At 39.7% G+C, this 23,700-nt stretch carries 19 protein-coding genes; 17 read left to right on the top strand and 2 right to left on the bottom strand.

All coding sequences use genetic code 11. The features are described 5' to 3' along the window. Nucleotides 1-476: 476 nt before the first annotated feature. Both OQ5_RS0117820 and OQ5_RS0117815 read left to right on the top strand, forming a co-directional pair. Nucleotides 477-1,967 (top strand): acetyl-CoA carboxylase biotin carboxylase subunit, encoded by a 1,491-nt coding sequence (locus OQ5_RS0117820; protein ID WP_016778790.1) that lies wholly within the window; start codon nt 477-479, stop codon nt 1,965-1,967. A gap of 217 nt (nt 1,968-2,184) precedes the next feature. Continuing rightward, entirely contained in the window at nt 2,185-2,766 is a 582-nt protein-coding gene (locus OQ5_RS0117815) for a biotin/lipoyl-containing protein (protein WP_016778789.1), read from the top strand. Nucleotides 2,767-3,044: 278 nt separating this feature from the next. On the opposite strand, the gene OQ5_RS0117810 is transcribed toward OQ5_RS0117815, so the two are convergent. Together OQ5_RS0117810 and OQ5_RS0117805 are read right to left on the bottom strand one after the other, a co-directional pair. Continuing rightward, nucleotides 3,045-5,276, bottom strand: a complete 2,232-nt coding sequence (locus OQ5_RS0117810; protein WP_016778788.1) for a TonB-dependent receptor — start codon at nt 5,274-5,276, stop codon at nt 3,045-3,047. A gap of 196 nt (nt 5,277-5,472) precedes the next feature. Then, a complete protein-coding gene (locus OQ5_RS0117805; protein WP_044108069.1) occupies nt 5,473-5,865 on the bottom strand; it encodes a hypothetical protein in 393 nt (130 codons plus the stop codon). A 138-nt stretch (nt 5,866-6,003) separates the two neighbouring features. Here OQ5_RS0117805 and OQ5_RS0117800 point away from each other — a divergent pair, with 138 nt between their 5' ends. The 15 genes from OQ5_RS0117800 (at nt 6,004) to nagA (ending at nt 23,481) form a co-directional block, all read left to right on the top strand. Further along, complete coding sequence (locus OQ5_RS0117800) at nt 6,004-6,834, top strand: GNAT family N-acetyltransferase (RefSeq protein ID WP_100221957.1); 831 nt, start codon at nt 6,004-6,006, stop codon at nt 6,832-6,834. Between the two features lie 49 nt (nt 6,835-6,883). Further along, entirely contained in the window at nt 6,884-8,032 is a 1,149-nt protein-coding gene (locus OQ5_RS21590) for an aspartate aminotransferase family protein (RefSeq protein ID WP_016778785.1), read from the top strand. Nucleotides 8,033-8,042: 10 nt separating this feature from the next. Next, nucleotides 8,043-8,336 carry a DUF1330 domain-containing protein gene (locus tag OQ5_RS0117790; RefSeq protein ID WP_016778784.1) on the top strand — a complete coding sequence of 98 codons (294 nt, stop codon included), beginning with the start codon at nt 8,043-8,045 and terminating at the stop codon, nt 8,334-8,336. A gap of 160 nt (nt 8,337-8,496) precedes the next feature. Then, complete coding sequence (locus tag OQ5_RS0117785) at nt 8,497-9,081, top strand: RNA polymerase sigma-70 factor (protein ID WP_016778783.1); 585 nt, start codon at nt 8,497-8,499, stop codon at nt 9,079-9,081. Between the two features lie 316 nt (nt 9,082-9,397). Beyond that, nucleotides 9,398-10,366, top strand: a complete 969-nt coding sequence (locus OQ5_RS0117775) for a FecR family protein (RefSeq protein ID WP_016778781.1) — start codon at nt 9,398-9,400, stop codon at nt 10,364-10,366. A 203-nt stretch (nt 10,367-10,569) separates the two neighbouring features. Then, nucleotides 10,570-11,217, top strand: a complete 648-nt coding sequence (locus OQ5_RS22120; protein ID WP_176694100.1) for an STN domain-containing protein — start codon at nt 10,570-10,572, stop codon at nt 11,215-11,217. Continuing rightward, complete coding sequence (locus OQ5_RS21585; RefSeq protein WP_100221956.1) at nt 11,189-13,960, top strand: SusC/RagA family TonB-linked outer membrane protein; 2,772 nt, start codon at nt 11,189-11,191, stop codon at nt 13,958-13,960. The genes OQ5_RS22120 and OQ5_RS21585 overlap by 29 nt, the downstream gene beginning before the upstream one ends. Before the next feature lie 142 nt (nt 13,961-14,102). Continuing rightward, a complete protein-coding gene (locus OQ5_RS22770; protein ID WP_082179621.1) occupies nt 14,103-15,125 on the top strand; it encodes a RagB/SusD family nutrient uptake outer membrane protein in 1,023 nt (340 codons plus the stop codon). A gap of 12 nt (nt 15,126-15,137) precedes the next feature. Next, nucleotides 15,138-15,701 (top strand): RagB/SusD family nutrient uptake outer membrane protein, encoded by a 564-nt coding sequence (locus OQ5_RS22765; protein ID WP_016778777.1) that lies wholly within the window; start codon nt 15,138-15,140, stop codon nt 15,699-15,701. A gap of 241 nt (nt 15,702-15,942) precedes the next feature. Continuing rightward, nucleotides 15,943-16,746, top strand: coding sequence for a hypothetical protein (locus OQ5_RS0117760; RefSeq protein ID WP_016778776.1), 804 nt, complete (start codon nt 15,943-15,945; stop codon nt 16,744-16,746). Between the two features lie 243 nt (nt 16,747-16,989). Then, the gene (locus tag OQ5_RS0117755) at nt 16,990-17,952 is read left to right on the top strand and encodes an ROK family protein (RefSeq protein WP_016778775.1); all 963 of its coding nucleotides are present in this window, start codon (nt 16,990-16,992) and stop codon (nt 17,950-17,952) included. Between the two features lie 195 nt (nt 17,953-18,147). Then, nucleotides 18,148-19,302 (top strand): MFS transporter, encoded by a 1,155-nt coding sequence (locus OQ5_RS0117750; RefSeq protein WP_016778774.1) that lies wholly within the window; start codon nt 18,148-18,150, stop codon nt 19,300-19,302. A gap of 5 nt (nt 19,303-19,307) precedes the next feature. Then, nucleotides 19,308-20,069: a sugar isomerase domain-containing protein gene (locus OQ5_RS0117745; RefSeq protein WP_026055384.1), complete on the top strand. Its 762-nt coding sequence runs from the start codon at nt 19,308-19,310 to the stop codon at nt 20,067-20,069. Nucleotides 20,070-20,414: 345 nt separating this feature from the next. Further along, entirely contained in the window at nt 20,415-22,211 is a 1,797-nt protein-coding gene (locus OQ5_RS0117740) for a glycoside hydrolase family 9 protein (protein WP_016778772.1), read from the top strand. A gap of 148 nt (nt 22,212-22,359) precedes the next feature. Next, complete coding sequence (nagA, locus tag OQ5_RS0117735; RefSeq protein WP_016778771.1) at nt 22,360-23,481, top strand: N-acetylglucosamine-6-phosphate deacetylase; 1,122 nt, start codon at nt 22,360-22,362, stop codon at nt 23,479-23,481. Nucleotides 23,482-23,700: the final 219 nt, after the last annotated feature.

The raw sequence follows: 23,700 nt of genomic DNA, 5'->3' as shown, positions 1-23,700 counted from the left end.
GCAAAAAATTTTTACAATATGTGTGTCTGTTCAGAAAGTGCCAGTTGCAAGGCTTGCGAAGCCGCCAAAAACGGAGTTTACTTTTCGTAAATGAGTATTTTGGCGGCAAGCGTAACACAGCAAATGGTACTTTATGGACAGACACTTTTTAGACTGTACTCATTAATAAATATCTAATAAAAGTATCTGACAAACTGAAGATAGAAAAAAGCAAGTCAATGAAACAAGTTCCGGATAACCGCTACCAGTTCCATTGGGCCTTGAAAAATTAATTTTATACTAATGAAACGAGCATGACAAAAATTCCCTCATGAAGAGTATGTACAAATACTTGCATGTGAGTTCCATTAAGGCAATAACTTAAGTAAACTATATTCTGATGAAACGAGCATGACAAGGGTTGTCACTAAAGAACATGTATAAACTTCAATCATGCGAGTTCCATTCGGCCAATGACTTAAATAAATTTTATACGAATGAAAATAAAGTCAATATTAATAGCCAACCGGGGCGAAATTGCCATACGGATAGCCCGAACGGCACGTAAAATGGGGATTAAAACATTCATGTTTCTAACCCATGAGGAACCCAACGCCAATTATTTGAAACATGCCGATGAAATTATAGATGTTTCAGAAGAAACGTTTTATAATATTTTTACCAACATTGATAAAATAATAGAATCTGCACTTAAATACAACATCGATGCCATACACCCCGGCTATGGCTTTTTGTCTGAAAACCCTGCCCTGGCAAGGGAGTGTAAGCATAACAACATTGTTTTTATCGGGCCTTCCGACAAGCATATTGACCAAATGGGTAATAAAGGTGTGGCTCGCGACATTGCAATTAAAAACAATGTGCCGGTTTTACCCGGCAGTACCGGAATTATAACTTCGCAAACGGAAGCAGAAAAAACAGCGGCTTCCATTGGATATCCGGTCATTATTAAGGCTGTGGCAGGTGGTGGAGGTAAGGGGATGCGGGTTGCCCGTAACAAAGAAGAACTACCGCGCATGTTCAATGCCGCGTCCAAAGAGGCCATGTCCATTTTTGGAAACGCTGCCGTTTTTATCGAAAAATACGTGGAAAATCCGCGTCATATAGAGTTTCAGGTACTGGCCGATCAGCATGGTAATGTGGTGCATCTTTTCGAGAGAGAGTGTTCTATTCAACGAAAACATCAGAAACTCCTGGAGGAGGCTCCGTCACCTGCTCTGGATGAGGCCACCAGAGAAAGAATGGGGCGCGATGCCATAAAATTGTGTAAAGCAACCGGATACTACAGCGTGGGTACAGTCGAATTTCTTGTGGATGAACACCTGAACCACTATTTTATGGAGATGAACACCCGGATACAGGTGGAACATCCGGTGACAGAAGAAATTACCGGTGTTGACCTTATTGAACAACAAATCAGGGTTGCCGATGGTGAAAAACTTTCTCTGGCGCAAAAAGATATAAAACTAAAGGGATGCGCCATTGAGTTTCGGATTAATGCGGAAAATGTACAATCCGATTTTTCACCCGAGAACGGGATATTGGAGAAAATTAAGTTCCCCTCAAAACGTCGTGTTCGTGTCGACGCCGGCTATGTCGACGGAGATATTATTCCTTCGTGTTACGATTCCCTGGTTGCCAAACTGATTGTAAAAGGAAGTGACCGGAAATCGGCATTAAAGACAGCCATTAGCGCTATTAATGGCATTCAGATCAAAGGGGTGAAGACTACCTTGCCTTTTTTTAAAATGGTACTGAATAACAACTCGTTCAGAGATGGAGTCTATTCTACCGCTTTTATTGAAAAAGAACTGGAACAAAATTTTTATCAGGAAGACAATGAAATGGTGGCTGCAATTCTACTGGGGATGACAGAGTATTTAAACGAGATTGAAAGCATCGATCATGCAGAAATTAGAGAAAAGAATGTGAGTCCGTGGCTGTTCAGCAGATTTTTAAAGAAATAGAGTGGCAATTAGCAGTTGGCAGTGGCAGTTAACAGTGAGAAGAAGTTGAAATCTTAAAACTCAATAGCTCACAAGCCTGTTCATTGAAATTATTAAACATTTCAGCATGCCTCTGTCCATCTGAGAATGTATTCCGGGATGAAAGCCCTGCCAAATAAAGCTCAACGGCAACGCCTTGAGAAAAAAATGATTAAAGTTAGTTTTAAAATTTATCCAGATGAGAGCAAAAAGTACCAAATACATTATTCTGGCCGATGACAAAAAAATACCGGTAGAAGTGAACAAGGGCGTTATTCAGAAAATCGGAAATCAACAACATGAGACATCCATCAGAAAGGTCGATGACGATGAATACATTATTGAAGTCGATGGCAAAAAGCACACCGGTGAGATGATTCGGATCAGACAGAATAAATGTATCATATCGGTAAACGGGAATACCTACAGCTTTGAGATCACAACAGAATCATCGCATCGCCGGACAAAAAAGATAAAAGAAGAATCTGCAAATGCATCCCTTAAACTGGCAGCCCCCCTTCCCGGAAAGATAGTTGAGGTGATAGGAAAACGAGTAGCCATTAAACCAATTTGTGATGCTTCCCTTCCCGGAAAGATAGTTGAGGTGATAGCTGAAAAGGGTCAAAAGGTAAAAAAAGGCGAGGCCGTCCTGATTCTGGAAGCCATGAAAATGCAAAACGAAATACAAAGTCCTGTCAACGGAACCATTAAAGGCGTCAACGTCCGTAACGGAGAATCGGTGATGAAAGATCAGACCTTAATGGATATCAGTCCGGAATAAACGAATTTTACAGCTTTAGTGTTACAATATATACCGAACTCATCAATCATAAAATAACGTGCCATGAATCGGTGCCGGTCTATAAAGTAGGAAAAGTTTCCTACTTATCATGTGTCTGTTCAGAAAGTGTCATTTACAAGGCTTGCAAAGTCCGAAAATAAGGAGTTTACTACACGTAAATGAGTAATTTTCGGACGAGCACAACACAGTAAATGGCACTTTTATGGACAGACACGAATTAGTGATTCCTGGCACGTTATTTTATATGTGGCCTAACACTAATTCCCTAAGAGAATGTTTAAACCCACACTCACATTTCGTCCCTGATTATAGAACCCCAATGGCTTCAATGTGGAAAGATGATCATAATACTGAGTGTCAAAAATATTATTGATCGCCAATGTCAATTCCAATGCCTGTTCCCAAATATTAAAATTACCGTTGATTGTGGCATTTACTATGGTGTATCCGTCGGTAGGTGTTTCAGTGGCCGCCTGATGATCCTGTTTTAATGCCGTTAGTGCTGAAATTTTTACTGTTGGATGTATGATAACTCCCATTTTGTTTTTTGATGCTCTCACTTCGTATCGAAATTTCCCGGCAGGAATAAATGGCAAATAGTCATCGTTATCCTTTTTTCCGGTAACCGTCGACCAGGTACCCTTAAAATGTAGCCAGGGCAGCGGTTCGGGGTGAATATGAAGACCGGCTTCTGCACCATATAATTTTGCGTTGGTTTGTGAAAATTTATAGACAGGCACATCGTCGTCAGTCACCTCATTTGTTGGCGCAATAAAGATGTAATCATTGATGCGATTGTAAAAGATTGCTGCATCGAAGGATGCAAAAACGCCATGATAATGGGCGCTTAAATCTGTTTCCCAGGCATCTTGAGGGGTTAAATCGGGATTTCCTGTTTCATATCGATTGCCGTGAGTACCATTGGAAGTAAGCTCCGAAAGATTTGGGACACGGTAAGCCTTAGCCACATTGGCCCGGAAGATCAATTTGTGATTCAGAGTATAAGTTGCGCCAAGAGAACCGTTTAGACTTGAATAATCTTTTGAAACGGGAGCATGAAAGTTATCCGATTCTTCTGTTCCAAGTGCAAATGTTTCGGTATCAAAAATATCATAGCGCAAGCCTCCCTGAATTTTGAAGGCATTCCATGGCGAGTATTGTGCAAGAAACAGCACGCCAAAGTTACTGACATCGGCATCGGGCAGAAACTGAGACGGTCTCTCATTAAGATTCCTGTTGGTCTGGCTCATTCCCTGAAGGCCAAATGTGTAATCAGTTTTTTGGCCGGAGGAAAAGTTAAGTTTTGACTCATAAGTGAATGTGTTTAATCGCATTTCAACATTGGGAATGTTCATTGTGGTTTGAAGCTTACGAAGAGCGCTTTGCCATGCCAGATTAGTCTCCCATTTAAAACGTCCCAGGAAAACGGTGTTTCTGGAATTGATCAGATGATGATCCAAATCCTGATACCAGATTCTGTTTTTCCTGTTTCCTCCTGTTGCCAGGGCCTGAGCGGCGGGAACCGACATTCCTAATTGTTGTTTGTAATAGTCATAAAAAATCCGGAATGTGCCTGTTTTTCCAGTGTATCCTGTGTTTGAACTAAGTGACCATTCGTTAAACCGTGTATTTGGAACATATTCGCCACCTCCCTGTTTGTAATCGGCATGCGTTTTTTGGTTGGCACTGATGCTTCCAAACAAATGCTCCGAAGTTCCTTTAATTCCAAGACCGTTATCCATGCCTTTGGTGTTAGAGTGAAGCCGGGTTTCATAATATCCTCGGATACTGCCTGTCGGAGCGGGCTTTTCTTTGGTGAAATTCAGAACTCCTCCAATGGCGTCAGAGCCATAAAGCAGCGATGCTGGCCCTTTGATGATTTCTACTTTGTCGATATCATTACCGGATACCCCAAGCGGGTGGTTTTCGCTGTATTGATAATTCTCAACGCGCACACCGTTGTTCAGAACAAGAATGTCGTTCATCGACAAACCGCGAATAACCGGTTTGGCTACTCCCTGACCTTTGGCAATCATTTCTACTCCCGGAACCGAAGTCAATGCTTCCATGAAATTTGGTGTTCCCGATTGACGAATATCCTTGTTATTCAGAACTTCTATTTTTACTGCATTGTCGTGCTGTGCCGATATCCCGATTCCCGTAACGACCACTTCCTGTGATTCGATTACAGCCGGTTTCAGTGAAACGTTGAGGGTAGTAAGCTCTCCTGGCGTTAAAGTCACTTCTTTCACTTCGGTATTGTAGCCCAAAAATGAATATTGAATTTTCGTATTGCCCGATGGCAGGCTTGTAATTATATAATGGCCGTCATTATCGCTAACGGTTCCTTTATTTTGTTCAGGGAGGAAAACAGTAGCTCCCGGAAGTGGTTTTCCTTCCTTGTCAGTTATAGTACCGGCAATGCGGGTTTGCGCATGAATTGATGTATATTGTATTCCAATCAGGAATAAAAATATTATTTTGTACATAATTATTGAATTTGAATAACTCCGTTATAGGACGGGCAAAATGCTAATAGGAACCCTGACAGGTGTCATGAATGTCAGGTAACCCAATAGTAATTCATGACCGCATGTCAAGGCTCAAAAGACAACAATAACAAAATATGTCTTATCCTTAATTTTGCCAATCCTGAATGATGAAAATTTGATATTTGTGTTTCTTCTATGTTCTGGCGAAAGAATGGGGAGGAGGCCGGGCAAAGAGATCGCCCTGAGGTATATCTTCACAGTATTCTGAATGGAATGGTATTACTTGGTCATTGGTAGGTCTTTCTTCTGTAGAATATATCGGTACATGATCATTATAGAAAAAAGAAAATTCAGTTGTACAAATCAGACATTTATCATGATGATTGTGAAAATGATTTTCTGTTTTTGCATCACAGTGAAAGTGATCTTTGTGATGATGAAAAGTTTTTGCAAGACCGGGAATAAGAAATATTCCGATAAGCAAAAAAGATAATATTTGCTTTTTGAGCTTTGTCATTTGAGATTCGTGTGTGTCATTTTTGCTTGCCAAATATGTATTCACTCGCAAAGTCTCTTTATTTGCCAAATTTAAGGGTTATTGTTTGATTTATTAAAAATGCTTGCAATGCTTACCAGTTCAAAAATTATTTTTTTGTTAATATTGCTTTCTAAACGCTTCACGTTCTATTATTGAATTTTTTTTGCAACCTAAAATACCGATACAATGATCCTGCTTAGTAAGTCGATGTATTCAAAAGCTACAAATGCTCTGAAAAAGGTAAAAATCAATAATCTGTTTGCCCGGTCTGTTATAGAACAACATGTTTCGGGAAAGGTTTATGCTGACAATGCAGATAATCCGACCTCCTTTTATGTTATACATCCTTACGGTATGTCTTTATTGTTCGGTGATCATCACAATAAGGATTTCAATCAATGGTTTCTTGAATATTCCCTCAATACCGGGCAAATTCGTAACGGCGTTGAATGGATGCAGGCCTATCCCCGGGAATGGGATAAGGAATTGAAGAAGTTATATGGAGATCGCCTGGTAAACTCTGGAAACTGTATTACCGATGAAATGAAGGGAACAATTGTTTTGAATACACGCATAAATTTTAAATTCAACCGATCGAAGTATCAATCTTTAAAGAAACGGGTCGTTCCTGATGAGATGAAACTTGTATCAGTAGACGGGAATCTTTTTCATAGAATGGTGGGAAGTGTAGTTCCATCAAAGTTCTGGGATAATGCAGATGACTTTTTGAGAATGGGAAAAGGGTTCAGCCTGTTGGATAATGACCTTCCTGTAGCCACAGCTTATTCTGCATTTGTGCATGATAATCAGTTGGAGTTGGGTATTGAAACGCTTGAAAATTATAGGGGGCAAGGACTAGCTTTCTATGTTTGTGCTGCATTGATCGACTATTGTCTTGAAAAGGGAATTGAACCGGTATGGGCCTGCCGTTTAGAAAATACAGGATCATACAAACTTGCACAAAAACTGGGGTTTGATCCTGTGATGGAAATACCATATTACAAATTGAGCAGATAAAGCACCAAATCAAACGAGTCCCGATTTGACCTTAAAATACAAATTTTATATGAATAGGATTAAAAACAATATTATTCCCTTTTATTCTCCTTTTGAAAAATATCTGATAAAATCAAAAAATTGCTATCTGTTTGATTCTGATGGAAATAAATATATAGATTTTGAGGCGGGAGTTTGGTGTGCCAATCTTGGGCACAGCAATCAACGTATTGTTCAGGCAATGGAAAATCAGATTAAGAGGTCGATTCATCATGGTTATCTTTTTAAAAGCGAGGAGGCTGAGCGATTATCAATTAAACTTCAATACCTGACAGACCTTGTCAATAGCGCGAGTGTGTTTTTGAGTTCAGGTTCCGAGGCAGTAAATCTTGCTATTACAATTGCGGAAAAGTTAACGAACAGAAAAAAGATATTGAAAATTGATCATTCTTATCTTAGTGCATTTGGGCCGGGGCATATTATGGCAGGGGAGGAATACCAGATTACCATTGGTCTGAATGATTGGAAAGCTATAAAGCATATTGATTTTTCCGGGATATCTGCTTTTTTGGTGGAAACAGGAGGGGCATCATTAGGTGTAGTGCGTTTTCCTGAAAAATACTTTCTGGAAGAATTGGTGAGGTTGGCTTCAAAAAACGGATGTCTTATTGTAGCCGAGGAAGTGACTACCGGAATGGGACGAACAGGAAAGTGGTTCGGATTTCAGCATTATGATTTTGCGCCCGATATTGTTGTGACCGGGAAAGCTTTGGGAAATGGATATCCGGTAAGTGGAGTTACCATTAATGCAAAAACTCTTGAAAAATTTAATAACAATTATTTCAGATATATGCAGTCACACCAGAACGACCCTTTGGGATGTGCGATCGGCCTTGAAGTGATTGATGTAATGGAATCAGACAATATTTTGAATCAAGCCTGTATCACAGGAGATTATTTTATCGCCTCTCTCCACAAGGTTTGGTCAAGACATCCTGACGTTATAAAGGATATTAGGGGTAGAGGGCTGATGTTGGCCATGGAATTTGATGCAGATATTGACGGCAAAAAAATATGGAATGGGTTGTTTGAAAAAGGGGTCGTCACCGGGTTTAATAAAAACACTTTAAGATTTCTTCCTCCGTTGGTAATTGAAAAGGAGGATATTGATTTGCTGCTAAATGTTTTGGATGAGTTGTTAAAATATCCCACAAAATAAAAAGTTAAAGATGAGCTACTATTTTGTTGCCAACATTGATATCAGAGATAATGATGAGTACCGGAAATACATTAATAAAGCCGGGGAAGTCTTCCGCGGATACAATGGCAAATACCTTGCTGTTGATAGCAGCCCAATCCTTCTTGAAGGTGAATACAGCTATTCGCGTACTGTTATAATATCGTTTGAGACTCGTGAAGATTTTAATAAGTGGTATTATTCCAGTGATTATCAGGAAATTTTAAAACACCGGCTGAAAGCCGCGCGGTGCGATACAGTGCTTGTTAGGGGGATGGATGAATGATATCAAAACATGTTTGCAAATTTTAACGAAATTTGTACTTTTGAGGACCTTCAGACTTCTTAATGAAACGAGCATGGCAAGGATTGCAACAAAAAGAATATGTATAAATGCTTGCATGCGAGTTCCATTTGACCATAATAAACAAATTTTATACGAATGAATGAATGGACTTAACGAAAAAGAGCTGTTAAAAAGATTATGTCGTGGTGATGAGAGGGCCTTCGGTACGTTGTTTTCGGCCTATTATGATCGGCTGTATTATTTTTCATTGCATTATCTTAACGACAATGAGGCTTCGAGGGATGTCGTGCAGGATTTGTTCTCAGAATTATGGGAAAGAAAGGAAAAATTTAAAAATATTGACAATTTATCTGCCTGGCTTTATTCCATCGCGAAAAATTTGTGCTTGAAAAAAATGGATCATTTGAAGGTAGTTCGGAAACATTCGGATTATCTTAAATACCGTGAGCTTTGTATTAATCAGAATTCACTGAATGAACTGGATACTTCGCCGGTAATCTTTAATGAGATAAACGAAATCATTCAGACTACATTAACCTCCTTGCCAAGTCAAAGCAAAAGAATATTTGAACTTAGCCGTTTTGAGAATATGAAGAACAAAGATATTGCTGTCGAATTGAATATTTCACTCAAAACTGTAGAGGCGCACATTTCCAAATGTTTAAAGATATTTAGGGAGGCTTTGAAAAATTATTTTACGTGGTTTCTTTTTTTTTGGCTATAATAAAGATGTCATACAACATATATAACACATAATCTTTTACACAAATCCTTATAGTGGCAAACTTTGTCATACTTATTTAAGCATCAAAGGATCCATCTTACAACTCTCTATCAAAGTATCTAACGATATGTTGGTTTCTTATCTTTCTGAAATTTATTCATAAGGTCGGATTGAGCTTTCATACAGGAATTTATACGTGCCTTAATTGTGGAAAACCTTACAATACTTGTTTCATCTGATATTTTTTTGAAAAAGATAAAATAATGCATAGGGTATTTCCCTTTTAAACGTACTACTATATAAAACCGGAAAATACATGGATCAGAAAAAGCTACAAAAGTTTGCTGATAATTTGCTCACAGACAGATACGAATTAGAGGAAGTGATTAATTGGATTGAGGCGAATGAGAAAAATAGAGCAGAATACAACCGTATCAAAAATACATGGTCTTATTTGGCTTTCAGAAATTTTGATACAATTCTTCAACAACGAAATATTAAGGAAAGTATAAGACGTTTTATCCTTCATCCTTTCTTGAAGTATGCTGCAATAATCCTTCTTGCTTTTCTGGCAGGGGGAGCGTCGGTCTTTATGTTTTGGAGCAATGCTCCATTTTATGCTTCGGATTACAATGAAGTTGTGGTTCCGGATGGCGAGACTGCCGAGGTAATTCTTAGTGACCGTACTCATGTTTGGCTGAATTCGGGTTCATCGTTAAAATACCCTTCTGCTTTTGAGAACAAAATCAGGAGAGTGGAGCTTTCTGGGGAAGCATATTTTAAGGTTGAGAAGAATGAACAAAAGCCATTTGTCGTTGCCACTTCTCATCTAAATGTTAAAGTGTTGGGGACGAGTTTCAACGTGGAAGCATTCGATGCATCTAAGGCCATCAACGTAACGCTGGTGGACGGTAAAGTCAATATTGAGAATAAGGGCGGAGATGTTCTTGCAGAGTTAAACCCAAATGAGAAAGCTGCATTTGATCGTAGTAGCAATGTCCTCAGAGTTGAAAAGAAGGTAGATACCAAAATGCTTACTTCCTGGAAAGAGGGAATAATTTATTTTGAAGATCAACGATTGGATGAGATTACAAAGAGACTGGAGCATTGGTTTAATCTTAAGATTGTTTTTCTGGATACTTCTCTCAAAGAAGTCCGGTACACCGGTGCAATTTTGAAAAACAAGCCGATCGATCAGATTTTTGAGATACTGAAATACACCACAGACATCGATTATTCTATGGAGATTAAAGATACAGAACCAAGTGTTGTATACATAAAATAGTTGCCTATGGATCAAATCAGAAATTAAAAAAGGGAGTGGAAAATAGTACCAGTATTTCCCAACTCCCTAACTGAAACTTTAAGTTTCTTGCATTTTGAATTTTACATCAGCAAACGAATTGCATTAATCCAAAACATTACAAATGTATGAAAAAAACAGAGAAATGTAGTAACTGTTTTGAGTTACAAAGACTATTTAAGATTATGAAAGTTGTTGTTCTTCTAATGATTCTTTGTGTTACTCAGGTATTCGCAAACTCAATTTACAGCCAGGATAAGAAGTTGTCCCTGAAAATTGAAGATTCTTCATTAGAGACCATCTTTAAAAGAATTGAAAGTGAAAGTGATTTTCATTTCTTCTATAAAAGCGAGGATCTGATCTTTGATAAAACATTTGATGTGGATATCGAGAACGCTACGATTTTTCAGATTCTTGACGCTGTGCTATCCGAAGTAAATCTTTCCTATAAAGTGTTTGACAAGTATATTGCTGTTAGTCCCTCTAAACCATCCAATTATAAGGGTATTCAGGAGGGACAGCAAAAAACGATCAGGGGAATTGTAACAGATTCAGAGGGAGAACCAATCCCGGGGGTGACCGTCACAGTAAAAGGAACAACCACAGGTACAATAACGGATATGTCAGGTGCATTTGAGCTTTTCATTTCGTCGGATGCCGAAGTTCTTGTTTTTTCATTTATCGGAATGAAAAGCCAGGAAGTGGTTTTAGGGGATCAGACAAGGTTGGAAGTGACCATGCAGGAAGAAATTATGGGCTTGGATGAAGTTGTAGTTGTAGGTTACGGTACACAAAAAAAGAAAACTGATAACAGGTGCCACTTCACAGGTTAACACAGAAGAACTGACACGGCAGAATACAGTGTCGGCAATAGATGCTCTAAAGTCGAATACAGCAGGGATGCAGATAGTAAAGACTTCAGGTCAACCGGGTTCAGGCTATAGAATTAACATTCGCGGATTGGGTACTACCGGTGATGCATCTCCCTTATTTATTGTAGATGGAGTCCCGGTAGAAGATATTGAGTTTTTGAATCCCTCCGAAATTGAATCGATTGACATATTAAAAGATGCTGCATCGGCCGCTATTTACGGGTCTCGTTCTGCCAATGGGGTTGTTCTGGTGACTACCAAGAGCGGAAAATTTGAGTCAAAGCCAACAATTACTTATGATGGATACTATGGTGTCCAAAATTTATTCAAAAAAGTTCCTACCCTGAATGCCCAGGAATATGCCACAATGATGAACGAAGCCAGGATGAACGATGGTCTTAAGCCTTTTGATTTTGCTGCTTTGGTTCCTGACTGGGAACAATATGAAAGTGGTGATAATAAAGGAACCGATTGGTTGGATGAGGTATTAGTGAATGATGCCCCCGTTCAGAATCATGCGGTCGGGATCGCAGGAGGAACAGAGAAATCTAATTATTCTTTAGGTTTCTCATATACCTCACAGGATGGAATTCTTGGAAAGCCTGTTGCTTCGTCCTACGAAAGATATAATGTTAGAATAAATACTGAACATATCATTTTCGAGAATGACAATTACACAATCCTCAAAGTCGGCGAAACTTTCGCATACAGCTCCATCGAAAAATCAGGAATTGCAACGGGAGGTATGTATTCAAACACCATTCGAAATGTTTTATCGACGCACCCGTTTATGCCTGTTTATGATGAAAACGGAGAGTTCCATGATGCCATTCCATGGGATATCAGAGTTCCAAATCCGGTGGGGATTATGGTATATACCCAGGGGAATAATGTCTCTGAAAGTAACAAGCTAATAGCCAACGGGTATGTTGAATTTCAGCCGCTAAATGGGTTGAAGCTTAGAAGTAGTTTCGGATATGATTTTTCTTCCGGCTCATACAGAAGCTATACTCCTGAATATAATCTGAGTGAACGTCATTTTAGGGATTATAGCTCAACAACGCACAGTTTGTCCCGTGGAAGAGGGTACAACTTTGAAAACACCATTAATTATGTGTTTGAATCGAAAAGCGGGAATTCCGTTGATTTGCTTGCGGGTACTACGGTCCAGAAGAATAATATAGGTGAATCAATAAGCGGAACCAATATTAACAGCATTTTTGACGATCTGGAGCATGCCTATTTAAGCAATTCAACCACTATTGATCCTGCCCGAACTATCCTCGACAGTTATCCGTGGGGCGAGAATATGCTTTTGTCTTATTTTGGCAGGGTTAACTACGACTATAATGAAAAATATATGGCGACCCTTGTAATGAGAGCCGATGGCTCATCAAAGTTTGCCGAAGGCAACAGATGGGGATATTTCCCCTCGGTCGCAGCCGGATGGGTGGCTTCAAGCGAAGATTTCTTATCCGTAACCCGGGGATGGCTTCCTTACTTCAAAATACGGGCCAGCTGGGGTCAAAACGGAAATCAGAACATTTCGCCCTTTCAGTACCTGTCTACAATTAGCTTTAGTGGTGCCGATCATTTCGGAATCGACAAAAAAGAACGTTTAACAGGTGCATATCCCAATATATTGCCCAATCCTGAAGTAACATGGGAAACCTCGGAACAGCTTAATGTTGGTGTTGACGCCCGAATTCTTGATGATAATTTTTCACTAAATTTTGATTGGTACATAAAGACCACTAAAGACTGGCTGGTAGCTGCACCAACATTAGCAAGTTATGGAACAGGTGCACCCTACATTAACGGTGGCGATGTAGAAAACAGAGGCTTTGAGCTTTCATTAAGCTGGCGCGATAAAATTGGTGATTTTAGCTACTTTGCTTCAGCAAATGTTGCTCATAACGAGAACAAAGTAACCCGTATTGACAACTATGAAAAGATCATACACGGCCCGATCAACGTTCTGGCCGATTTGACAAGTGAAATGTTCAGGGCTGAAGAAGGATACCCAATCGGATATTTTTGGGGATATAAAACCGACGGAATATTTCAGAATGAAGAAGAAGTTCAGTCTTATGTAAATTCTGAAGGAGAAATGATTCAGCCCGATGCCGAACCCGGTGATGTTCGCTTTGTTAATACCAACGGAGATAATGTTATAAATGATGATGACAAAGTGATGATTGGTGATCCGAATCCTGATTACACTTTTGGGATTAACCTGGGAGCAGATTATAAAGGTTTTGATTTTTCCATTTCTGCAAGCGGTGTGGCAGGAAATCAGATCATCAGGTCGTATCGCGATTTTGCAATATTTCCTACGCACAATTTCACGACCGATATTTTTAATCGTTGGCATGGTGAAGGTACTTCCAACAGACTTCCCAAATTATCTACATCATCTTCGAAAAATTTCTCCAACATCTCTGATCTTTATGTTGAAGATGCTGATTATTTGAGAATAACCAATTTTTCTGTAGGTTATGATTTCAAGAATCTGATCCGAGCCAATTATTTCGGAAAATTAAGAGCCTACATAGCCGTTCAGAATCTTTATACGTTTACTGAATATTCTGGAATGGACCCCGAGGTTGGTTATAGTGGAGGAACCACTTTCGGCTCGGGCATTGATCTGGGATTTTATCCAAGTCCGAGAACAGTCCTTTTTGGAGTAAATATTGAACTGTAACAGGTTCTTAGATGGGTTGAATTAACCACTGACTTTATTTAACCATGAATTAAGTGACACATTAAAGCAAGTTCAATGAAACAAGCCCCGATTGCACGAGGCGAGTTCCATTAGGCCAATAACTTAAGTAAATTATATACTAATGAAAAAGATCATATATATTCTAAGTATAGCGCTGATTGTTAGTAGCTGTTCTGACTATTTAGATTCAGAACCTATGACATCGAAAGTAAACACCAATTTTTATCAGACTCCCGCCGACATTGAAGAATCATTAAATGGCATCTATTCATTATTAAATCCGGGTTTAGACCCTTTCATGCATAGTTTTTTTGTTTCGGAGTTGATGTCAGACGATCGGTTTGCCGGTGGAGGTGGCGTTGATGCTAAAATTCAAGCTATTGCCGAATTCGAAAATTTTGCAAACGACATGTACCTTCAAAGCTGGGAAGATAATTATAGTGGCATTTTCAGGGCAAATATGCTTTTGGAGTCTCTCCCCCAAGTGGAAAATTGGGAATCGGAGGCCCAGAAGAATCGCTACAAAGGTGAAGCATTATTTATGAGGGCTTATTATTATTTCGATCTTGCCAGAATGTTCGGAACGGTACCTTTGGTTTTGGCCACCGAACCCCAAAATTTGCCTAAAGCATCTCCGGAAGAGTTGTTCGGTCAGATAGCAAAGGATTTGAGAGAGGCTATAGAGATAATGCCCGACGATCCTTATTCGCCTGAGGACATTGGAAGAGCAACGAAATGGGCAGCCCAGGGAATGATGGCGAGAATATTTTTATTTTATACCGGTGTGTATGACCAATCAACCATCCCTGTTCCAGAGGAAGAGGAAATGACCAAAAGTGAAGTGATTGCGTATGTAGATAATTGCGTGACCAAGAGCGGGCACGAATTGGTTGATGATTATCGAAATTTATGGCCTTACTCGTATGCAACAGAAGATTACAGTTATGCTGCGGATAATAATCTTTCCTGGGTGGGAGAAGAAGGCGATAACACTGAAGCTATGTTTTCTATTAGATTTGGCGCATTGGGGAGTGGTACGCATAATACGTTTAATCTTTACTTTGGCTTGAGAATGCAAAATACTTATCCTTTTGGCTACGGATGGGGATTTGGTCCTGTTAATCCACAGTTATGGGATGAATAGAGCGATTCGGATATGAGAAAGGTTGCTTCCATTTGTGATGTCAATGCTGAAAATATAGGCTATAGCCCAAGTTCTGATCAATATCACGAAACTTATTTGTGGCAGAAAAAATACATGCCTGTCAATATAAAGGTAGATGGAAAACGTAAAAGCATGTTTACCCATATTTATGAGTCGCCCGATAACAACATGGAATGTAATACTCAGGAAGTTGTTCTTCTGCGTCTGGCCGATGTGATGCTAATGGGTGCAGAGCTTGGTTCTTCCAAAGCACAGGAGTACATGGATGAAGTAAGGGAAAGAGTTAATTTACCAAGTGTTCCGCCAACTCTGGAAAACATTAAAAAAGAAAGAAGATACGAGTTAGCTTTTGAAGGGATACGCTATTACGATCTTATGCGCTGGAATGAGTTGAGCAGTGCTCTTGGAAAAGTTAAAAATGTTCCGGTTGAAAATGAGGGAGAACCTGTAGAGTACTCAATTCCCTTCAGGCCTGAGACCAATGGTTTCCTTCCCATTCCTGAGTCGCAAGTTCAGTTGTCTGATGGTGTTTTGGAACAAAATGCCGGATGGTAGAATTCATGATTATTAATCTCTATGTATTTTCTTATGAAACGAGCATGACAAGATTTGCTTCTACAAGAATATGCATAAACTCTTGCATGTGAGTTCCATTAGGCTTCAAAAAACTAAATTATATACTGATGAAACAAGCATGGCGCCGTGATTTCTCCCCCGGCTCAGCCGCCTTGTCTACAAAGAAATCCGCCAGGTCGCAAGTTTCATTAGGCCAATAACTTAAATAAATTATATACTAATGAAAAATACAGTTTTATTCATATTCTTCTTTGTCATACTGCTGGTTTCATGCGAACCAATTGAAGACAGAGAAAACCTTCCCCGGTTGGAAAGCCCTGAGGAAGTTGCTCAAAAGGTAAATCTTAATGTCGAGAACACGTTTCCCGGCGGAAATATTATCGCCCTTTCAGTGGATGATGGTTATGTGGTGCACTGGGAAACAGAAGGGATTGATTCGTTTAAAAATAAAGATACCATTCGATTAAGATCCACCGGTGAAAAGGAGATCATCTGCAATATTGCTACCAAAGGTGGTACAGTAAGTATTAGCCGAACCGTGGAAGTAACCTCTGTACCTGATTTGGTGCCGGAGCCGCTTGCATTTCTGGTCGATTATTTTGGTGATGGCCGAACCTGGGTTTATGCCTCCGATTATGATGATGGAACATTGCACTGGTATCTTTCGGCCCCTTACGACTGGCAGGAATTATGGTGGGCTCCGCTGGCCGATGGTGTTTCTCCTGAAGATGGCGGATTGGAGGATGAATTGTTTTTTGAAAAAATTGATGACAAATACTATCTGACCGTTACTTCTTCTCCCGGAGAAGAACCGGTTACCGGTGAATTTTTCTTTGATGAGGAACAAATGCTGCTTACTCTGGACGGTGTTGAGATTCCGGATGGTGACCACATCTATAAAAATGTTTTTGAGGTGAAGGTACTTAATGAAAATGAACTGGTATTGTTTCAGGATGAGGCCGGAGCCGCTCAAAACAGCGGATGGGTATGGCGTTTCAAAAGAAAAGGTTATAAATACCCGTAATTATCAGTATACTGGTGCCGACTCTCAAGATAAAGGGTCGGCACTAGTTTGATGTCATGTAGAGAATGACGCATCATTTGATACTGATCTTTGCTTTTTCCTTCCTAAGTGAGATAAAGTGAACAATGCTTTAGTTACGAGATTTTTTTGTCATGAAGGAAAAGCAAAAATATATGATTTTGGGGACACTTTCTTTTCTGTGATAAGCCACTAAATATAACATTAAAATATTAAGCAAATTCTATGGCAGTTATTGGTATTGACCTTGGTGGAACCAAAGTATTCGGTGCACTATATTCCCTTAACGACAGGATATTGTACGAGAATAAAGAATTGATAAACAAGGCAACAGGGGATGCTGTCTTCGAGATCATTAGTAGGCAGATTGATTTGTTGCTGAAAGAAAGTAAAAAGCTCGGTGAAGAAGTTAAATCCATAGGTTTTTCGGTTCCAGGAATTTACAATAAGGATAAGGGAACAGTTTGGGCACCCAACATCCAGGGATGGGATAATTACCCACTTCTGACCAAACTGGAACAAAATTTCAAAAATATATGCTTTGTTATAGCCAGTGACAGAGAGTGCTATATTATGGGTGAGACATGGAAAGGAAAGGCTCAAGGTTGTAAAAACGCAGTTTATATTGCAGTAGGAACAGGTATTGCTGCAGGGATAATGACAGATGGTCAGGTATTGCATGGCTCGCATGGGATAGCCGGTTCAATAGGATGGCTGGCACTGAACAAGCCATTTGAAGACAAATATATCCCTTGCGGATGTAATGAGTACTATGCTTCAGGAGAAGGCATGGCAAGGTACGCCAAGGAAGTGATAGCGTCAATGCCTACTTACAATGGAGTTTTTAAAACCGGAAAAGAAATCAATGGCACCCATCTTATCGAAGAATATGCAAATGATCCTGTCGCTAAGAAAGTAATAGATACTGTAATAGAGTATTGGGGGATGACTGTTGCCAACCTTGTCAGCATATTTAACCCGGAAAAAATAATCTTCGGGGGTGGTGTTTTCAGCGGTAAAGCTTGTCGTTTTCTCGATATGATATATTCAGAAGCCCTCAAATGGGGTCAGCTGATAAGTATGAAGCAGGTTGAATTGAGCTGTTCTGAAAATGGAAGTTACACTGGTTTGTATGGAGCTCTTTCTCTGGCTATCCATTCTGCATGTCCCGATATTCGGGAATCTTAATAATCAATTCTTATACAGATTATAGTGACTGATAAATAGAAACTTGACATGTAGAAGGGAGAAGAAATAGATTTAGTTGAGGAATTTTTTCAGCTTATTGCGAAAATTGGTCTGAAAAACAAATAACTAAACCTATGCACCAAATGATTGAAATATAGATTTTTGGACTTTGAGTTTGATGAAAGTTGATAAAATATGAGCAAAAAAAATATCCAATTTATTGCTGCCGGCCTGGTAATGATGCTCTTTGGGATTACAATGGTGGTGGTTGGGACAATCAATAACTATTTAACCGTTAATTTCGGGGTTGACAAATTTTTCATAGGTTTTTGTGCATCAGTGCTGGCCGCAGGGATACTCACTGGTTCTCTAACTTTTGGGCCTGTGGCCGATCGATTTGGTTATAAACCGGTGATGCTCGGGGGAGTATTACTTGTAATTCTGGGTATTTTGGGAATAACCCAGACCGGCACAGTCCTTTTAGTTCCGTACCTGTTTTTCGCCATCGGTCTGGGAGGCGGGAGCATTAATGGAGTGACCAATATGCTGGTAGCTGATGTTTATCCTGAAAACAACAGTGCCTATCTTAGCTTACTTGGCGTTTTCTATGGAATTGGAGCCTTAGGCTTTCCTTTACTTACCTCTTTGCTTCTTGAACAGGAGATGGATTATCGGACCATATTATCAATTGTAGCCATCATCTTATTTATCCCGTTTACCTTGGTTCTATTCTTGAAGTTTCCCGGTGCAAAAAGGGCACAAGCAGTTCCTTTCAGACAATATCTAAAGTTCTTTTCCAGGCCACTAATACTTTCGATCGGAATGTTCCTGTTTTTTCAGAGTGCTATCGAAGCTATTATTCCGGCATGGACACCAACTTATCTTATGGAGGTTGTTGATGTATCGTACGATAAAGGGTTGTATGCAATAACAGTAAGTGCCATAGGAATTACGGTTACCAGGTTGTTTCTCAGCCAGCTTTTAAAACGATTATCCGCAATAATCGTCGTTTTTTTCAGCATGGCTGTGGTTGTTATTGGGGCAATAGCTCTTCAGTACAGTACTTCATTGATTATGGGGCTTGCTTCTACTGCAGTTATGGGAGCAGGGATAGCTTCTTCCTTCCCTGTAATGTTGGGATACACTGCCAGTGCCTTTCCCCGGAATTCCGGTACTGCGTTCAGTATAGTTATCGGAATTGCTTTGATCGGTAATATGTTGCTCAGTTCATTCACAGGATTTGTTCTGGATGTATTTGGAATAGGACGTCTTAATTTATTGTTGATTGCATTTATAATAATAATGACAGGAATATTGAGTATTGTTAAATATAAACTTTTAAAAATTTAAAAATCATGTTAGCTAAACAATGGTTAGATAATGCTCATAGCATTATGAACAAAATTGAAGAAACTCAATTGGAAAATATTAGAAAGGCAGCTGAAATAATGGCCGATTCAATTGAAAAGCAAAGATGGGTACATACTTTTGGATGTGGTCATGCGACTCTTCCTATCCAGGAGATGTATCCCCGAATTGGTGGTTTTGTCGGCTTTCATCCAATGCTTGAACTTCCTCTTACATTCTTTACCAATATAACCAAAGGAATGAGTGTTCAGAGTTTTGTCTTTCTTGAAAGAGTGGAAGGCTATGGTAAAGAGATTATGAAAGGGTACAGGTTTCATAAAGATGACTGTTTCTGGCTCTTTTCACATACAGGAATTAATGCCGTTAATATTGATATAGCGCTGAAAGTAAAGGAGATGGGCAATAAACTCATTGTTTTTGGCTCCGCTGCCGAAGCTGAAGGGAAACAAACCAGACATTCTTCAGGAAAGACACTTTTCGATCTTGCCGATGTGGTTGTAGATACATGTGTCCCCATTCAGGACGCTTCAATTTCCCTGAAGAATCACTTCGACAAAATTGGTCCTGTATCAACCATGGCTTTTGTTACTGCAGTCTGGACAACTGTTATTACTACCGCTGAGATTCTTGCCGATCGGGGAGTTAAACTATATATCCATCCTTCACATAATGTCCCAGGTGATACTACAGCCAAAGAACGACTTGAAGAGTGCTTAAAGGTATATAAAGACAGGGTAGCCGGCGTATAACCATTTGCCGGTTTTTGAGAGGCTGTCCGGGGATAAACAAGGATAAACGGGATAATAACTCTCTCAGAAATTTATATGACCGGATGGCCTCTTCTCTTCAATATAAAAACGAATTAATTCAATCAACTCATGCTGATATGATTGGTCGTAACCAATCACTTAATTAGTGTTCGTCTATAAACTCGCAAAAATTTTTACAGTATGTGTGTCTGTTCAGAAAGTGCCAGTTGCAAGGCTTGCGAAGTCGGAAAATACGGAGTTTACTTATCGTAAATGAGTAATTTTCGGACGAGCGTGACACAGTAAATGACATTTTATGGACAGACACTAAAATTAATGAAGTATATGAAAAAAACTATTATTATATCCCTGATTGCAGGCCTGGTTTCCTGTACATCTGGATACGAGAACAGCTGGATACGCATAAACCAGTTGGGATACATGCCAGGTTCTCCCAAAAATGCGGTAATGGTAAGCAAGGAAAAAGTCGATGTTTCCGAATTCTCTCTCTGCAGGGCCGTGGATGATCAGGAGGTGTTCCGGTCGGAGGCAGTAAGGGAGTTTGATGAATGGGGGGCTTTCCAAAAAGGCTTCAGACTCGACTTCACCCAATTTACAAATGAGGGAGAGTACTATATAAAAGTGAAAAATGTGAAGTCTCCTGTATTCAGAATTGATAACGATGTTTATGCCAATACTTCTGATTTTATCCTTAACTACATGAGACAGCAGCGATGCGGGTATAATACTTTTTACAATAGCACTTGTCATCAGAACGACGGTTTTATTATCTTTCACCCGGATGAGGAGAAAGACTCCACGCATATCGATGTTAGAGGCGGCTGGCACGATGCTTCAGATTACCTTCAGTATGTGACAACTTCTGCCAATGCTGTTTACCAGATGCTTTTTGCTTACAGGGAAAATCCTTCCGTTTTCGGTGATGAATTTGATGCAATGGGAAATTCCGAAAGCAATGGCATACCTGATATTCTTGATGAAGCTAAATGGGGACTCGACTGGCTTGATCGAATGAATCCGTCATACGGGGAAATGTACAACCAGCTTGCCGATGACAGAGACCATATCGGCTACAAACTTCCGGCCAACGATACTGCAGATTATGGTCGTGGAGGGGGAGGTGAACGACCTGTATATTTTTGTACAGGAGAACCACAGGGCTCGGAACGCTATAAAAACAGGGCGACGGGGATTGCCTCTACAGCCGGTAAGTATGCTTCTGCTTTTGCTTTGGGTAGTATGTTATTAGAAGATTTCTATCCAGATTTCTCGGCGAAGATAAAAGCAAAAGCAACTGATGCTTACAAGTGGGGAAAACTAAATCCCGGAGTATGCCAGACAGCGCCGCATATGGCTCCATATTTTTATGAAGAAGATAACTGGGTAGATGATATGGAACTTGCCGCTGCTCAGGTATTTGAACTCACTCAAAGTGAGGATTATTTGGATGAGGCAATCGAATATGGTATTCAGGAGCCGGTCACCCCCTGGATGGGGGCAGATACAGCAAGACACTATCAATGGTATCCGTTTTTAAATCTGGGACATTCGTTGTTAGCATTTAAATATGAAAACAATGCTCAGAATTCTTTTTCTGAATATTTTGAGGAAGGAATAAAAAGGGTTCATGAAAAAGGTGCGAAAAATCCGTTCTTTATAGGTATTCCGTTTATCTGGTGCTCAAACAACCTGGTGACTGCAATGGCTACTCAGTGTCATATTTACCGAACAGCTACTGGTGACGAGAGTTATTACGAAATGGAACAGTCGCTAATAGACTGGTTGTTCGGGTGTAACCCATGGGGTACAAGCATGATCGTAGGCTTGCCCGGGAATGGCGATTATCCTTCCGATGTGCACTCGGCTGCTGTTACTTTGATGGGGAAACAGCCTGTTGGCGGACTTGTCGATGGTCCTATTTACGGTTCTATTTTTGGTAGGCTTAAAGGTGTTCATTTGTCACGCGGAGATGTCTATGAACAATTTCAGTCACGCCTGGTGGTTTATCACGACGACAATGCCGATTATTCCACCAATGAACCAACTATGGATGGAACGGCATCACTGTCATACATTTTATCTTCGCTGGAGCGTGAAGGACTTGAGGCAGAGAATAATTAGTGTCTGTCCATAAAGTACCATTTGCTGTGTTACGCACGAAAAGGTGCAGCGCCGACAAGTCAGGATGAGTAATTTTCGGACTGGCGTAACGTAGCAAATGACACTTTATGAACAAGTATTAATCTGTCTCCGTCATTAAAGTATCAATATGGATAACTACAAAATAATTAACGGTATTATCGTTCAACCTCACGGATTATTGTATGATCATACACTGGTTGTTGAGAATAATACAATCGTTGACATCACACAGAAATCTGACCATTACGGCGATATTAAAACCATCGATGCCAAAGGTAAGTATGTTTCACCAGGCTTTGTGGAACTGCATATTCACGGCTGCAGTTATTATGGATTTGATATGCCCGACAGACTTGATATGAAGGAGGTTGTTTCTTTTCTGAAGAAAAGGGGGATCAATACCTTTGTGCCTACATTTCAGTGTAACAGAGATGTTGTTAGAGATTTTGTATCTATAATTCATGAAACACCCGAACTTCGTAAATCCGTCCCTGGCATTTATATCGAAGGTCCTTTTATCAATGAAGTGAAAAAAGGCGGAATCAGCGAAAACTACATTTTAATGCCTGATACGGGGCTTCTTGAAGATATTGTTGAAGAATGCAGAGGCTGGTTGAAATTAATGACAGTTGCCCCGGAATTAAAAGGAAGTAACACCATTATTGATAAGCTGAAAGATTTTGGAATCATTCCTTGTTTTGGACATTCCAGTGCAGAACTTGGTGATATTTCCATTACTGAAGGTGAAAAGCTGAATATGACCCATTTGTTTAATGCCATGTCTCCGGTTACACATAAAAAAAGCGGATTGGCTATGCTTCCTTTTCTGAACAGGGATGTATTTTTCGAACTGAACGGTGACGGTATTCATGTAAGCAATGAAGCTGTTCTGATGTGCTACAAAAATTTAAACAAAGAGAAGCTCATCCTCGTTTCTGACGCTGTTATTTCCTCGGGGCTCGAATATGGTGAATACGAGTCTTACGGAAGGGCAGTTGTTTCCAATGAAAAGGGAGTACGTTACAAGGAAGATAATGTATTGATGGGCTCTAATTTACTGATGAATAATATTTTAAAGCGATTCATCAGCCTGACCGGAGCTCCTTTATATGAAGCCGTAAGATTTGCGTCTCTTAATCCGTCAGAGCTGCTTGGAATAAGTTCCAGGAAGGGCAGTCTTGAGCAAGGAAAAGAAGCCGACATCATTTTGTTGGATAAGGAGTATAATGTTGTTGCAAACCTGTTTTAATCGGGTTAAATTTTTTACATTACTTTTTAATAGTCAGTTAAACTTTTGGAAGCGAATTAAAAATCATTTATCTATATTCTAACACTACTGTCCGACTAAAATGAAACGGATTTAATGAAATCCTGTATTTATATGCGTTATGAATACTTTACACAGCTCAGAGGTAGGTTCGCATCAAAGAAATTCCGTTAAGAAAATCAGATTGTTTTTCGTAAAAAA

The organism is Anaerophaga thermohalophila str. Valhall, assembly GCF_000250735.1.
Lineage (GTDB): Bacteria > Bacteroidota > Bacteroidia > Bacteroidales > Marinilabiliaceae > Anaerophaga > Anaerophaga thermohalophila_A.
The sequence above is the reverse complement of the archived record's forward strand: the minus strand, read 5'-3'. Positions and strand labels throughout refer to the sequence as shown.

Bases quoted from the DNA above. Each gene is read 5' to 3' on its own strand.
- OQ5_RS0117820 (WP_016778790.1), top strand. From the start codon at position 477: ATGAAAATAAAGTCAATATTAATAGCCAACCGGGGCGAAATTGCCATA.
- OQ5_RS0117815 (WP_016778789.1), top strand. From the start codon at position 2,185: ATGAGAGCAAAAAGTACCAAATACATTATTCTGGCCGATGACAAAAAA.
- OQ5_RS0117810 (WP_016778788.1), bottom strand. From the start codon at position 5,276: ATGTACAAAATAATATTTTTATTCCTGATTGGAATACAATATACATCA.
- OQ5_RS0117800 (WP_100221957.1), top strand. From the start codon at position 6,004: ATGATCCTGCTTAGTAAGTCGATGTATTCAAAAGCTACAAATGCTCTG.
- OQ5_RS21590 (WP_016778785.1), top strand. From the start codon at position 6,884: ATGAATAGGATTAAAAACAATATTATTCCCTTTTATTCTCCTTTTGAA.
- OQ5_RS0117790 (WP_016778784.1), top strand. From the start codon at position 8,043: ATGAGCTACTATTTTGTTGCCAACATTGATATCAGAGATAATGATGAG.
- OQ5_RS0117785 (WP_016778783.1), top strand. From the start codon at position 8,497: ATGAATGGACTTAACGAAAAAGAGCTGTTAAAAAGATTATGTCGTGGT.
- OQ5_RS0117775 (WP_016778781.1), top strand. From the start codon at position 9,398: ATGGATCAGAAAAAGCTACAAAAGTTTGCTGATAATTTGCTCACAGAC.
- OQ5_RS22120 (WP_176694100.1), top strand. From the start codon at position 10,570: ATGAAAGTTGTTGTTCTTCTAATGATTCTTTGTGTTACTCAGGTATTC.
- OQ5_RS22770 (WP_082179621.1), top strand. From the start codon at position 14,103: ATGAAAAAGATCATATATATTCTAAGTATAGCGCTGATTGTTAGTAGC.
- OQ5_RS22765 (WP_016778777.1), top strand. From the start codon at position 15,138: ATGAGAAAGGTTGCTTCCATTTGTGATGTCAATGCTGAAAATATAGGC.
- OQ5_RS0117760 (WP_016778776.1), top strand. From the start codon at position 15,943: ATGAAAAATACAGTTTTATTCATATTCTTCTTTGTCATACTGCTGGTT.
- OQ5_RS0117755 (WP_016778775.1), top strand. From the start codon at position 16,990: ATGGCAGTTATTGGTATTGACCTTGGTGGAACCAAAGTATTCGGTGCA.
- OQ5_RS0117750 (WP_016778774.1), top strand. From the start codon at position 18,148: ATGAGCAAAAAAAATATCCAATTTATTGCTGCCGGCCTGGTAATGATG.
- OQ5_RS0117745 (WP_026055384.1), top strand. From the start codon at position 19,308: ATGTTAGCTAAACAATGGTTAGATAATGCTCATAGCATTATGAACAAA.
- OQ5_RS0117740 (WP_016778772.1), top strand. From the start codon at position 20,415: ATGAAAAAAACTATTATTATATCCCTGATTGCAGGCCTGGTTTCCTGT.
- nagA (WP_016778771.1), top strand. From the start codon at position 22,360: ATGGATAACTACAAAATAATTAACGGTATTATCGTTCAACCTCACGGA.